Annotated in this window: 10 protein-coding genes and 2 pseudogenes; 4 read left to right on the top strand and 8 right to left on the bottom strand. The window is 59.4% G+C overall.

The window, feature by feature from the left end; translation table 11 throughout:
- Positions 1–37 precede the first annotated feature (37 nt).
- The 5 genes from ACTG19_RS20595 to ACTG19_RS20575 form a co-directional block, all read right to left on the bottom strand.
- Complete coding sequence (locus ACTG19_RS20595; protein ID WP_421285818.1) at positions 38–841, bottom strand: ABC transporter ATP-binding protein; 804 nt, start codon at positions 839–841, stop codon at positions 38–40.
- Positions 841–1,878: a FecCD family ABC transporter permease gene (locus tag ACTG19_RS20590; protein ID WP_421285816.1), complete on the bottom strand. Its 1,038-nt coding sequence runs from the start codon at positions 1,876–1,878 to the stop codon at positions 841–843. Before ACTG19_RS20590 ends, ACTG19_RS20595 begins: the two co-directional genes overlap by 1 nt.
- A 7-nt stretch (positions 1,879–1,885) precedes the next feature.
- Positions 1,886–2,902: a FecCD family ABC transporter permease gene (locus ACTG19_RS20585; RefSeq protein ID WP_047439191.1), complete on the bottom strand. Its 1,017-nt coding sequence runs from the start codon at positions 2,900–2,902 to the stop codon at positions 1,886–1,888.
- A gap of 125 nt (positions 2,903–3,027) precedes the next feature.
- A complete protein-coding gene (locus ACTG19_RS20580; RefSeq protein ID WP_113739345.1) occupies positions 3,028–4,995 on the bottom strand; it encodes a TonB-dependent receptor domain-containing protein in 1,968 nt (655 codons plus the stop codon).
- Positions 4,996–5,273: 278 nt separating this feature from the next.
- A complete protein-coding gene (locus tag ACTG19_RS20575) occupies positions 5,274–6,077 on the bottom strand; it encodes a siderophore-interacting protein (RefSeq protein WP_113739177.1) in 804 nt (267 codons plus the stop codon).
- A gap of 322 nt (positions 6,078–6,399) precedes the next feature.
- On the opposite strand from ACTG19_RS20575, the gene ACTG19_RS20570 reads away from it, so the two are divergent.
- Complete coding sequence (locus tag ACTG19_RS20570; RefSeq protein ID WP_113739176.1) at positions 6,400–7,917, top strand: HD domain-containing phosphohydrolase; 1,518 nt, start codon at positions 6,400–6,402, stop codon at positions 7,915–7,917.
- A gap of 93 nt (positions 7,918–8,010) precedes the next feature.
- Here the strand turns inward: ACTG19_RS20570 and ACTG19_RS20565 are convergent.
- A pseudogene (locus ACTG19_RS20565) lies at positions 8,011–9,274 on the bottom strand (TIGR03503 family protein).
- A pseudogene (gene dnaQ / locus ACTG19_RS20560) lies at positions 9,271–10,004 on the bottom strand (DNA polymerase III subunit epsilon). The pseudogenes ACTG19_RS20565 and dnaQ overlap by 4 nt, the downstream one beginning before the upstream one ends.
- Before the next feature lie 79 nt (positions 10,005–10,083).
- Here dnaQ and rnhA point away from each other — a divergent pair.
- Positions 10,084–10,548 carry a ribonuclease HI gene (gene rnhA / locus ACTG19_RS20555; RefSeq protein WP_021231230.1) on the top strand — a complete coding sequence of 155 codons (465 nt, stop codon included), beginning with the start codon at positions 10,084–10,086 and terminating at the stop codon, positions 10,546–10,548.
- Here rnhA and ACTG19_RS20550 read toward each other — a convergent pair.
- A complete protein-coding gene (locus tag ACTG19_RS20550) occupies positions 10,536–11,258 on the bottom strand; it encodes a methyltransferase domain-containing protein (RefSeq protein WP_005361718.1) in 723 nt (240 codons plus the stop codon). The two genes, rnhA and ACTG19_RS20550, sit on opposite strands and share 13 nt — an antisense overlap.
- A gap of 72 nt (positions 11,259–11,330) precedes the next feature.
- On the opposite strand from ACTG19_RS20550, the gene gloB reads away from it, so the two are divergent.
- The gene (gene gloB / locus ACTG19_RS20545; RefSeq protein WP_139741345.1) at positions 11,331–12,095 is read left to right on the top strand and encodes a hydroxyacylglutathione hydrolase; all 765 of its coding nucleotides are present in this window, start codon (positions 11,331–11,333) and stop codon (positions 12,093–12,095) included.
- 70 nt (positions 12,096–12,165) lie between these two features.
- A complete protein-coding gene (locus ACTG19_RS20540; RefSeq protein ID WP_439989514.1) occupies positions 12,166–13,716 on the top strand; it encodes a LysM peptidoglycan-binding domain-containing protein in 1,551 nt (516 codons plus the stop codon).
- Positions 13,717–13,783: the final 67 nt, after the last annotated feature.

The following is a 13,783-nucleotide window of genomic DNA, read 5'->3' as shown; positions in this document are numbered from 1 at the left end:
ATACACTCGGCGGGCCAACAGAGCAGGCCCATATGACTCAACTCACCGAACGCAGGGAACGGCCATGTTCGTGACGACGGGGCACGATAATGGGCGCCCCATCGCCGGGGGCATGCAGAATGTCGACACTGGTCTGGTAGAGCCGGTCGATTAGATCCTTGGTCACCACCTCCCGGGCCGGGCCCATGGCGGCAATGGTCCCCTCGCCGATGGCGATCAACTCGTCACAGTAGCGGGCCGCCATCGCCAGATCGTGGATCACCAGCAGCACGGTTTTGCCTTCGGCGGTGATGCGATGGATCGCCTCCATCACCTCGGTCTGGTGACCGATATCGAGGGCACTGGTAGGCTCGTCGAGCAGCACCATGTCGCTGTCCTGTGCCAGGATCATCGCCAGCCACACCCGCTGCGCCTGCCCACCGGAGAGAGACGCGGCGCTCTGCTGCCAGATGCTTTCAAGCTGCATCCGCTCGCAGGCGCTGCGCACTATGCGGGCATCCTCCTCGCCCCACTGATTGAACCAGCCCTGATGGGGGTGACGGCCATACTGCACCAACTGCTCCACCAGAATGCCGGCAGGCAGGGTCGGTCGCTGGGGCAGATAGGCGAGCTCCCGCGCCAGCGCCTTCATGGGGTAGCTGGCAAGCGGCTTGCCTTTGAGCAGGATCTCGCCGCGTTGGGCTTTCATCTGGCCGGATAACAGCTTGAGCAGGGTCGATTTGCCGCAGCCGTTGGGGCCGACGATCCCCACCAGCTTGCCTCTCGGCACGCTGAAGGAGATATCCCGCAGGATGGGCGTCTGCTGATAGGCGAAGTGGAGGCGATTTACGGTGAGCGTCATCAGTCAGCCCTCTGGCGATCGTTAACAAGAAGAAACAGCAGCAACAGGCCGCCGAGAATGCGGGTCATGATGCCGGTCGCCACCTCGTGAGGGCTGGCCAGCACCCGGACCAAGGTATCGCTGGCAAGCAGCAGCAGGGCGCCGCTAAGCGCCGCCAGCCAGAGCGGCACCACCCGGTCTTTCACCAGCCAGGAGGCAAGAATGGGGGCCGCCATGGCGATAAAGACCACGGGGCCGCCGATGGCGGTGCCGAGCGCCGCCACCAGAATGGCCTGGGCCAGAATGCCCAGTTGTACCCGATCGCCGTTGACGCCAAGCCCTCTGGCCATCTCGGGGCCAAAGCGCAGCACCGCCAGCGCGCGGGAGAGATAGACGATCCACGGGCAGAGCACCAGCAACAGGATGGCGATAGGGGTGATGGTGCTGTAACCCACGGCGATAAAGCTGCCCATATTCCACAGATAGAGAGAGCTCAAATGCAGCAAGGCCTGAGTGGACATCACAAACTGGCCGAGCGCCTCGAACAGTTCGGAGAGACCGATACCTATCACCACGAACAGATAGCCCTGCTCACCCGGTTTGCGGCAGAGGGCATAGAGCACCAGCGCCGCGAAGATAGCGCCGATGGGGGCCGCCCACCAGGGCCAGCTGCCCACCGTCAGGTAGAGGGAGAAGACGATGATGGCCAGAGAGGCGCCGTTGTTGACCCCCACCATGTCGGGAGTAGCCAGCCGGTTGCGCACCAGAGTCTGCACCAGACAGCCGGAGAGCCCCATGGCCGCCCCCGCCACCATCACCCCAAGGATGCGCGGCAGCCGGATCTTGAACAGGGTGAGCTGCTCAAGCCGCGTCCCCTCCCCCAGCAGAGTGTTGACCACCCCGGCAAAGCCGAGCTTGCCGCCGCCAACGCTCAGGGCCAGCAGACCCAGCGCCAGCAGCGCCATGGCGAGCAGCGCCAGCCAGCGCCAGCTCGGCAGATGGATCAGCAAAGAGCGGTTGCCGGCCCGCAGGCAGAGCATATCGGTAGGTGTACGCATCAGCCCCTCACTTGACGGTCAGCAGGGTACGAAAGCCCCCGCGGTGAACGATGGCGATCAGTACAGGTGCACCGATCAGGGCCAGAATGACCCCGTTGGGCAGCTCGAACGGCTGGATCAGCCAGCGCGCCAGAATGTCGGCCAACAGCAGAAACAGCATGCCGAACAGGGCGGAGAAACAGACCTGCACCGATAGCTTCACCGGTTCCACCAGTCGGCCACAGTAGGCGGCCAGAAAGCCGACAAAGCCGATGGGGCCGGCGATAGCGATGGCACTGGCGGTAAACAGGGTGGCGGCCAGCAGCACGCCAATTCGCACCCGGTTTGGGCGGATCCCCAGCGCCTGGGCCTGACTGTCCCCCATCTGCATCAGGGTCAGCTGTCGACAGAGCAGCAGGGTGATGACAAACGCCGCCAGCACGAAGGGCAGCACGGCGATGATGGCATCGAGATTGGCCGCCGACAGGGAGCCGAGGTTCCAAAAGCGGTACTGCTCCAGCACCATCTTGTTGGAGAGCAGCAGAAAGCTGGAGAGACCGCCGAAGGTGGCGGAGAGCGCCACCCCGACCAGAATGAGCTTGAGGGGGTTGGAGCGACCAATCATCATGCCGAGCCCCAGCACAATCACGTTGCCGAGCAGCGCGCCGAGTCCGGCCCAAAGCAGATAGCCGTAGGCGGACTCCACCCCGAACCAGGTAAGCCCCACCACCAGCGCAAAGACGGCCCCGGCGTTGACCCCGAGCAGGCCGGGCTCCGCCAGCGGATTGCGGGTCGCGCTCTGCAGCAAGGAGGCAGCCAGAGATAAAGAGGCGCCGACCACCATGGCGCAGAGGGTGCGCGGCAGTCGCAAGGTATTGAGCACCATGGCGAGCTTCTCGTCACTCGCCCAAGGCGCGTCACCCATCAGGTAGCCGAACACCTCGCGGGCACCATAGACGCCCGCACCGGTGGCGAGCGAAAGAGAAAGCAGTATGAACAGGAGGAACAATCCCAGCCAGAACAGCGAGGTCTGGTCTCTAAACACCCTTTAACTCCTTATGGTGGCAATGCGCATGTTGTTGACATACATGTAATTGAAATAAAAGCCGTCACCCGAGGTGATACCGTGGCAACAACGGAAGCCCGCCAATGCGGGCTCCCGTTCAACCGTTACAGCTTGTAGGCCACACCGGCATAGACAGTACGCCCGTCGAGAATTTGATCGGCCTCGGTGGCAACCCAGTCACGCTTGGTATTGGTCAGGTTGTTGAGCCCGAACTTCAGATCCAGTGCCCGAGTGGCGTTCCAGACTGCCCCGACATCCAGGGTGTGGAATGCGGCGGTGGTCTCATAGGTGGTGCCGCTCATGCGCGGAACCGGAAGGATCTGGCTGCCGGTGTAGTTCCAGCCGAGCTGGGTACTCAGGCTCTCGATGACCTGCCACTCCAGCTTGGCGTTGGCGGTATGCTCCGGCGTCCGATAGAGATCCTTGCCGCTGGTCTTGTCTTCCCCGTCGATCAGGGTGACGTTGCTGGAGAGGGTCAGGGCATCGGTAATATCAAACCAACCACTCAGCTCCACCCCCTTGATGCGGGCCTTGCTGACGTTCTGATAGGTCATCACCCCCGGACGCCAGGTGGAGGTCCATGCCTCGCTCTGGATCTTGTCCTTGATATCGTTGTGGAAGGCGGTAACCCCGGCGCCCCAGAACGAACCATCATAGGCGGTGCCCAGCTCGTAGCTGACGGCGGTTTCCGGTTTCAGATCCGGGTTGCCCACCACGGCGCAGCGACCGCGACAGGCGGTTACCGCATAATCCGGGTTGGACTGGGCAATAGTCGGCGCCTTGAACGCCTTGCCAATCCCGCCCTTGACCACCCAGTTGTCCGTCAGGCTGTAGAGGGCATAACCACGGGGGCTGAACTCGGTGCCATAGGTCTCGTGGTGATCGACCCGGCCACTCAGGGTCAACGCCAGATCGCCAAAGCCAAACTCATCCTGCAGATAGAGCGCGCTCTGGTTGACGCTGACATCGCCCCCCTTGAGGTTGACGTTATGCTTGAGTTCGGTGATGCGGTACTCGGCACCGCTGGTCAGCAGGTGGCTGCCCAGATTACCGCTCAGCTGGCCATCGAAGGTGTGGTTGGTCTGGCTCACATCGCCGCTGGTCTTGCTCAGCGCCGTCATCAGTTCGGAGTCGTCAAACAGGTCAACCTGCTCGAAGGCATAGCCGACCCGGCTGTCGAACTGATCCCAACGGCCGACGTGGGTGGCGTTGAGTCCCAGTCGTTCCATCTGCTGGATGTTGCGCGGCGTCTGGCCGTAGTTGTTCCAGTGGGCCTCGCGATCGTCTTTGGCGTAGTTCATCCCTACATCCAGATCCTGACGATCATCGATCAACCATTTGACGTTGGAGAGGATCCCCAGCTTTTCACGCTGCTCGATGGCATCGGCCTTGGGGTTGATGCTCTGCTCGCTCTGCCAGGCATCCCTGTGGTTCCCTTCCACCACCAGGTTGGCCAGCAGCTTGTTGTCGATCAGCGCCCCGCCCACATAGGCACTCGCCTTGTTGATATCCCCTCCGTGACCGTCGGTGGGGTCACTGAAGGTATAGGTGGCCGCCGCTTCAGTCTTCTCCCCGGGTTGGCGCAAGATGACATTGACCACCCCACCCAGCGCATCGGCACCGTAGAGGGAGGAGATGGGGCCACGGATCACTTCGATACGCTCGATGGCCGCCATGGGGATGGCGGAGAGATCGAAATCATTGCCATAACCGGAGGTAAGAGCATCGCGGGAGCTGATACGCCGGCCATTCACCAGCAACAGGGTGTAATCCCCCTCCAGCCCGCGCAACTTGATCTCGCTGCGGCCGTAGCTGGTCGCAGGGCTGATATTGACCCCCGGCAACTGTTTCAGAGCGCCGGTCAGATCATTGACATTGAGCTTGTCGAGCTCGGCCCGGGTCACCACAGAGACGCTGGCCGGGGCGGTCAGCTCGCTGTGCCGGGTTTTACTCGCCGTCACCACCATAGTTTCATGAGCGGTGACAGGCGCAGTCCCTTGGGCCAGAACTGGCAGGGCAAAAAGGGACAACACCAGCGGATGCACTGCAAATCGTCGGGATGATGTACGCATCATCAACACTCCACATAAAACAACCAAGGCCAACACCACCGACATCCCTGTCTGACCTCGCCAGACCCGGTGCAAAGTGATGGAGTTCATTGGCATGAACAGTCGTCCATGCCCCATCACCCCAAACATCAGTGCATTACGGCAGGCCCTGCGTTGTGCTATGCCACTCGCAGCCATCAATAACAAAAGCGCCGTACCGACTGACATCGGGACGGCGCAATACTAAATGCAAATCATTTTTATTTGCAAGAGTGAATCAGGTATTCTTTCGCATCCGCTTAATTATCCATCACATCGTGACGGGTCTGGTGATAGGCCTCTTCACTCTTGCCCCGACGCCAGTACGGCACGGCGTAGAGCGACTGGCGATCCACCTCGAGCACAGACCGAAAATGGCGGCGCAGCGGCAGCACCAGCGCCTCTTCCCCACCCAGCCAGAAGAAGCCACCATCGCGCACCAGCGGCAGAGCAATCACATGCTCCAACAGGCCGCTGGACTCGGGCTCGCCGACAAACCAGTGACAGCGCACCCCGACCGGCAGCGTCAACGGCTGAGCATCGGCCTGATCCGGCACCAGAATCGCAATTTCCCCTCTGGCCTCGGCAGGCATCACCTCACACATCGCCATGATGGCGGGCAAGGCGGTGAGATCCCCCACCAGACAGTAGTGATCGGCCGGTTTCAGCATGGGGTTGGGACCACCCGGCCCGGAGAGGATCACCTTCTCTCCCGGCTTGGCATGGGTGGCAAAGGCGCTGGCGGGCCCGCCGTCACCGTGCAGCACGAAGTCGATATCAATTTCCTGCTCATCACGGCGAAATGCGCGGATGGTGTAGGTGCGGATCACCGGCTTGTCAGCCGGGTCACTCCAGCGCGGGCCGCTCGGGGTCATGGCAGGCAGCACCGGCTCTACCTGATGGGGCTGGGCCAGCATCACCTTGATATGGGCCCCACCACAGGTAAAGGGATAGTCAGCCAACTCGCTGCCACCAAAGGTGATGCGACGCAAATGGGGGGTGATCTGGGTAATGGCTTTGACAGTCAGCAGACGGGGGCGATTGGGAGGCAGAGATGGGGACACGATGGGGCTCCTCGTTGAGTGTGTCGCCCATGCTACACGCAAATAGGAATTACTATCAAATAAGATTACTTCTCGTCTAATAGCTACAAGCTGGATTCAAACATCCCCAACCACTGGCATACACACCCCAATCCAGACATAGGCTTTATGCACGCTAGCTCCATGATTGGGCAAAGAAAGCAGCCGGACAACGCCACAGTCACAAAGGGTTCCATTTGCTTATTTCGACCATAGTTTTTCGAGATCAAATTTTATTTCCCAAAGTTTCCTATCCTTAGTGAAGCAGTTAATGTAAGCACAGGATGCCAAACAGGATTGTATGATGGATGACCAGATCCTGATTATTGATGATGACGATCTCTCCCTCCCCGACGCACAGCAAGCGGGCTGGAAGGTGATGATTGTTGACGATGAGCCTGAAGTGCATCGCATCACCAAGATCACCTTGAACAAATTCGAGTTTGACAATCGCCCCATCGATTTTCTGCATGCCTATTCCGCGGCACAGGCCAAAGAGTTGCTGGCCACCACCCCGGACGTTGCTCTGTTGCTGCTGGACGTGGTGATGGAGGTCGACCACGCCGGCCTCGATGTCGTCAAATACGTCCGTGAAGATCTGCAAAACAAGATGGTACGCATCGTGTTGCGTACCGGCCAACCCGGCCAGGCGCCGGAAGATGACGTGGTCACCAACTACGACATCAACGACTACAAGGATAAAACCGAGCTCACCTCCCAGAAGCTGCGCACCCTGCTGCGGGCCAGCCTGCGCTCATATCGGGATATCCGCACCCTGGAGAGTAACCGTCAGGGGCTGGAAAAAGTCATCGAAGCCTCCAAGGGGATCTTTGAGAAACGGGCCCTGCGCCAGTTTGTCGAAGGCGCCCAGGAGCAGCTCAGCGCCCTGCTCCATCTGGGGGAAACCCAGATATACGACGTCAAGCAATACGCCTATGAGGTGAAGGATCAAGTATTGGAGCCCCTGCTCCCCGGCCATCCAGCCATGCTCCTCACGGACGCGCCGGAGATCCTGCGCCAGGCCATGAGCAAGCGCAGCAACGTCTATAACGCCACGCAGATGGTGCTCTACTGTCAGAATCCGCGCCACCACCTGCTGTTCCACATCGAGACCACCCGCCAGCTCAGCCAGATCGATACCAGTCTGCTGACCCTGTTTACCGAAAACATCATAGTGGCGCTGGAGAATATCCGGCTCAATGAGGTGATCGCCGACAACCAGCGGGAGATCATCTATCGCATCGGCGAACTGGTCGAAACCCGTTCAAAAGAGTCAGGACTGCACGTCAAACGGGTCGCGCTTTATACCGAACAGTTCTGCCACCTGATGGGCATGAGCGAAGAGCAGAGCGAGCTGGTGAAACGTGCCTCACCGCTCCATGATATTGGCAAGGTGGGAATTCCCGATGCCATCTTGCACAAGCCGGGCAAGCTGACAGCGGAGGAGTGGGAGATCATGAAAACCCACGCCCAGCTTGGGCAGGATATGCTCTCCGGCAGCGATCTGGCGCTGTTCCAGATTGGTGCCACCATCGCTGGCAATCACCATGAGAAGTGGAATGGCAGTGGCTATCCCCGCGGTCTGAAAGGGACGGATATTCCGCTGGAGGGGCGGATTGTGGCGCTGGCTGACGTGTTCGATGCCCTGGGTTCGGATCGCTGCTACAAGAAGGCGTGGCCGCTGGACAAGGTGCTGGCCCTGATTGAAGAGGAGAAGGGGCAGCATTTCGACCCCCAGCTGGTCGAGCTGATGATGGCCAATCTGGACAAGTTCCTCGAGATCCGCGAGCAGAACAAGGATGTCTATATCGGCGAACACTGATAGCCAGCTTGTTCTGTTTATGAACTAAAAAAAACCGCCCTGCTTATCAGGGCGGTTTTTTATCTCTGGCATCACGCCACTTCAGTACGAGGGTTACTGCTCTGGCAGATTGAGATCCAGCTTGGCGGCAGGTTGTCCGGCTTGCTGATTCTCGGCCTGCGCAGCGGCCAGAGCACGCTTCAGGGCACGCCGTTTTTGTATCACCACAAACCCGACCCCACCCAATACCGCCAGCAGCACACCACCACCCGCCAATGCCCAGATCAGCCAGCCCATTTCCTCCTCTGCCGGGGCTTGATGGGTCGCCTCAGCACTGGAGGCCGGTGCGGCGGCCGACACCACCTCTACAGGAGGCGGCGGTGGCGGGAAGACATTGAAGGTTTTCACCGGCAACTCGATTTTCAGCTCACGGCCGAGGCGAGTGGTGCCATAGAGGGTTGCTTTCACCTCATGCTGACCGACCTCCTTGATGTTGGAAAGATCGATATCAAGCTTGGGGTCGCTGGCAGTCTCGCTGAACTCGTAGAGGCCGCCCACATTGCTGGTCACACTCCCCTTGACCACCACAGAGGCGGGATCCAGCTCATCACGGTCGATTAGCAGTGAGAGCTTGGCACCCAGCTCATCCGAAGGCGGCGACAAGTTATAGCTGAACGGATAGGGGTAAAGCAGCACATCCTGATAACGGGCACGGACAAACACCTGATTGCCCGTGCTGAACATGGCGCGGTACTTGCCACCGGGAATATCCTGCAGCGTCACTTCCGCCGTCATGATGCCATCACCCGGCACTTCGTCGAGCCCCTTGCCATCATCGCGATAGTGGCCAAGTACTTGATCCAGCACGACCTCTTTCTTATCGGCATCGCTGAACGATTGCAGCTTGACGGTCATGCCAAGGTCAGAGAGATAGTATTTATTTCGGCTGCTGACCATTGATCAGCAACCACGCCTTGAGCTTGACCACCTCCCCCTGATAGAGCTGCATCGGCAGGGCGGCAATATCGAGCCGGATATCGGAGAGAATGCGCACCCGGTTGTCGGGATCCACCTCGCCAATCGCCTGCCAGGGGCCCGGCATGGGATTGCGCAGGGTAATGAGATCATGCTCCGGCAGCGCCAGCCAACCCACATCTGCGGGTTTGACCTTGCCCACGTAAAGCTTGCTGCCATCGGGGCGAACCAGGATCACGGACGGAGTGCCTGGCTTGCGCTTGATAATGAAGGTTATCTCCTTAACCCCATAATCGATGCGAAAGCGGTTATCCAGCAGCGGGATGTCGGAGGGAGCAAACACTTCGGTCGCCGTCGCCCCCAGCGAGAGCAACAGCAGCAGGCCGGCACACCACTTGCTCATTGCCGCCACAGACAACTTCCTCCCTTCTTCTGTACCAGATCCAGTCTCGCCTCGTGCAGGGCCTGAACCTCGGTGCTGGCACGCACCACCTTGAGGGCAGGTCGGTTGCTCTCCAACCGGCGAATACTGGTGTCCTGATTGCTTTCGTTTTCGTTGCTCTCGGTGGCCAGATTGAGTTTGGTCTGGCCGCCGGTCATCAGCAGGTAGACGTCCGCCAGGATCTCCGCATCGAGCAAAGCCCCGTGCAGGGTACGGTGGGAGTTGTCGATACCGTAACGATCGCAGAGCACATCCAGGTTGTTGCGCTTGCCGGGGAATAGATCCCGCGCCATCGCCAGGGTATCTGTGATGGTGCAGATATCCGCCGTCTTGAAGTTGAGTCCGAGCTTGCTGAACTCGTAGTCCATGAAGCTCACGTCAAACGGCGCGTTGTGGGCGATCAGTTCGGCGCCGCGGATGAACTCGAGGAATTCGTCGGCAATCTGGCTGAACGACGGTTTGTCACGCAGAAACTCGTCGGTGATACCGTGCACCTGGATCGCTTCCGGGTCGACCAGACGATCGGCTTGATATAGACGTGATAGTGGTTACCGGTCAGCTTGCGGTTGATCACCTCCACACAGCCGATTTCGATAATGCGGTGCCCCAGATAGACAGGGCCACCCGCCGTATTCATACCTGTGGTTTCAGTATCCAGAATGATCTGGCGATTCAGTTGGGGTGTGTTCATGATCCAATCTATGTCAAACTTCGGCTTTAATTACTCGCTAGTTTACCCCAAGCCTCATGTTAAAACAGATTGATTGCTCATGTTAAAACAGATTGATGTCTATACCGACGGCTCCTGCCTCGGCAATCCGGGCCCGGGTGGTTACGGGGCCGTCATGGTCTACGGCAAGCACCGCAAAGAGATTTCCGCCGGATTCAGGTTGACCACCAATAACCGGATGGAGCTGATGGCCGCCATCATGGGGCTGCGCACCCTCAACGAACCGTGCAAGGTTCGCCTCACCACCGACAGCCAGTATGTCCGCCAGGGGATCACCCAGTGGATCATCGGCTGGAAGAAGAAAGGGTGGATGACCGCCAACCGGCAACCGGTCAAAAACGTCGATCTCTGGAAGGAGCTGGATGCGGAAGTGGGTCGCCACCAGATTGAGTGGCTCTGGGTGAAGGGTCACTCCGGCCACCCGGAGAACGAACGGTGCGACGAGCTGGCCAGAGAGGCCGCCTGCGGCAAGGATCTGGCCGAGGATACCGGCTACCAGCCCTGACGGGCCATTCCCGGTGTAGCGAGGGACTTTGGCAGTTGCCAGCGCCGCCGCACCGGGATCAGTGGAAAGCGCCGTTTACGGGCCGCAATCACGTATACCGATGCAAATGCCCTGCAATAATCCCGCCCGATACTCTCCCGCCACCAACTGTGCCAGCTCTGTTTTCCCATAAACGAGTAACCGAAACGCTCGTCGAACATCACCTCGCATCCCAGCAGATGCAACCAGTCCGTCACCCGCCCCGGGGTGAACATCCGTGCTGACCAAGGCATTCTGCGCCGCAAGAACGGCACACAGTGACCGATCCCGACCAGACTCATGGGGTTATAACCACTGATGATCAGCCAGCCATCGTCGGTCAGCACCCTTTCGGCTTCGCGCAACACCTGATGAGGATCGGCAGAGAAATCGAGGCAGTGGGCCAGCAGGCAGGCATCGACGCTGCCGGTCCGCACCGGCAGATCGAGGGGATCGCCATACATGTCGAGCAGCCGCCCGCCGGGGGCGACCCCGATCTGGTGACGAATGGAGGAGCGTTTGCAGGAGAGTTCAGCGCTCAGAGCGCCAATTTTCAGCAGATGATACCCAAACAGATTGGGACACCAGTTGTCGAGCCGATCCTGGATCTCGGCCGCCACCCAGTCCCCCATAGGCAATGCAGACCAGCTGGTCGGGATCTCGATTTGTTGTTCGGTACGTGCCACCTGCATAATAGGGCTCAACTCGGGGTTTCGAACGCCATCCTGTTATATAAGATACCCTCCCTAAAGAGAAGCAGACTCATGTATCCAGTGATCACAGTTCCAGCCTTTAATGACAACTACATCTGGTTGATCCGCCACGAAAATCACTGCCTGGTGGTCGATCCGGGCGATGCGGCCCCCGTGCTGGAGCGGCTCGAGGCAATGGGGCTGGTGCTCGATGCCATCCTGCTGACCCATCACCATCACGACCATGTCGGGGGCGTCACCGACCTGCTTGCCCACTTCCCCCACGCCCGGCTCTATGGCCCCAAACTTGACCCGATGCCGGATCACCACGGTCAGTGGCTGGAAGATGGCGATCAGATCAACTGGCACGGCCTCGCCCTCGAGGTGATCCATGTGCCCGGGCACACTCGCGGCCACATCGCCTACCACGGCAACGGCATGCTGTTTTGTGGCGATACCCTCTTCTCGGCCGGTTGTGGCCGCCTGTTTGAAGGGACGCCGGAGCAGATGTACCACTCGCTGCAACGACTCGCCGCCCTGCCCGATGAGACACTCATTTATTGTGCCCACGAGTACACCCTCTCAAACCTGCGTTTTGCTTATGCGGTCGAGCCGGACAACCCGGCGATCCGCCGCCAGATCGGGCTGATCAGCAAACTACGGCAACAAGGGCTGCCAAGCCTGCCAACCCGGCTGGGTGACGAACGCACTTTCAACATTTTTCTGCGCTGCGAACAGGATTCAGTGAAATTTTCTGCTGAAAAACATGGACTAAAATGCGTGGAAAATCCGGTAGATACCTTCACCATCCTGCGTCAGTGGAAGGACGTTTTTTGAACAAACCTTGATCAGGGGGCCATTGCCCCTTATGATGCGGGCTGTTTTTCCTAAAAATGACCGGAACGAGATGAAGGTACGAACGGCCTTATTGGCAGCGCTGTTGCTCAGCGGCTGCCAAAACCTGAGCCATCAGGATGACCGGGCGCTAACGGCAATCGAGCCGATCAAGTCCCCCCAGGTCAAGAAAAAAGCGCATAAAAAACACTCTTCCCATTTCCTGTTTGGCGATGAACAGCTGGACGAAATGGAAGATACGGACAATCTGTGGGTGCGTATCAGCGATGATATGCAACTGGAAACTCCGGACAATCCGCCCATCCGCCAGCAACGTGAGTGGCTGTTGCGCAATGATAAGCATCTGGCGACCATTGCCAGCCGGGCTGAACCCTACCTCTATCTGATGGTAGAGGAGATTGAACGGCGTGAGCTGCCAATGGAGCTTATTACTGTCCCGATGATCGAGAGCATGTTTGATCCCCATGCCCGATCCCGCAGCAATGCCGTCGGACTCTGGCAGTTTGTGCCAGCGACAGGCAGAAACTTCGGTCTGCGCCACGACAACTGGTATGACGGACGGCGCGATGTGCTGGCCTCCACCAATGCGGCGCTCGACTATCTGGAATACCTGAACCGCTTCTTTGACGGTGACTGGCTGCAGACGCTGGCCGCTTACAATGCCGGTGAAGGACGGGTGCGCAACGCCATCCAGCGTAACCAGCGCGCAGGCAAGCCGACCGACTACTGGTCGCTCGATCTGCCGCGCGAAACCCGGATGTATGTGCCCAAGATCCTCGCCATGGCTGACATGATCAGCAATGCGGACAAGTACAATATCCAGTTGCCGGTGCTCGCCAACGAGCCGAAGCTGCGAGTGGTGGAGACTGGCAGCCAGATCGATCTGAATGTGGCCGCCCAACTGGCCGGTCTGCGCACCTCGCAGCTCAAGGAGGTCAATCCTGCCCTGAGCCGTGGCGTGATGTCGCCCCGTGGCCCTTACCGCCTGCTGGTACCGGTAGAGTATGCCGATACCCTGGAGCTGGCACTGGCCGACCTGCCCAAGAGCGAGCGTATCCGTACCCGCTCCTATCAGGTCACCAGTGGCGACACCCTGTCACGCATCGCCCAGAATCACGGCGTCAGCGTGAGCGAGCTGAAACTGGCCAACAATCTGCGTGGCAACAGCCTGCGTCGCGGTCAGCGTCTGGTCATTCCGACCAGCGGCCATGCCGTGAGCAGCAAGGCAAGTACTGCCCCGCAGCAGCTGGCCAACCGTGGCAGCAGCCAGAAGGCCAAGGTCAGTTACAAGGTGCGCTCGGGTGACAACCTGTGGAGCATCAGCCAGGCGCACGGTGTCTCCCACGAAGAGCTCGCCAGGTGGAATGGTCTGAACGCCAAGTCGGCCCTGAAGCCAGGCATGCAGCTGGTGGTCTATCCCAAGCAAGGGAAGAAGAGCGACAAATCGATGGTGTATCAGGTTCGCCGTGGCGACTCCATCTCCTCCATCGCGGCTCGCTTCCAGGTGGCCATCAACGATGTGATGCGCTGGAACCAGCTGGATAAAGGGGATTACCTCAAGCCCGGTCAGGAGCTGACCCTGTTTGTGAAGAACAACAGCTAAGCCTCACCGCTTGAACCCGATAAAAAACGGGGCCAGTCATCTGACTGGCCCCGTTTTTTATTACTGC

The sequence above is a fragment of the Aeromonas sp. 3P genome (assembly GCF_051919745.1).
In the GTDB taxonomy this organism is placed as follows: Bacteria; Pseudomonadota; Gammaproteobacteria; order Enterobacterales; family Aeromonadaceae; genus Aeromonas; species Aeromonas veronii.
The sequence above is the reverse complement of the archived record's forward strand: the minus strand, read 5'-3'. Positions and strand labels throughout refer to the sequence as shown.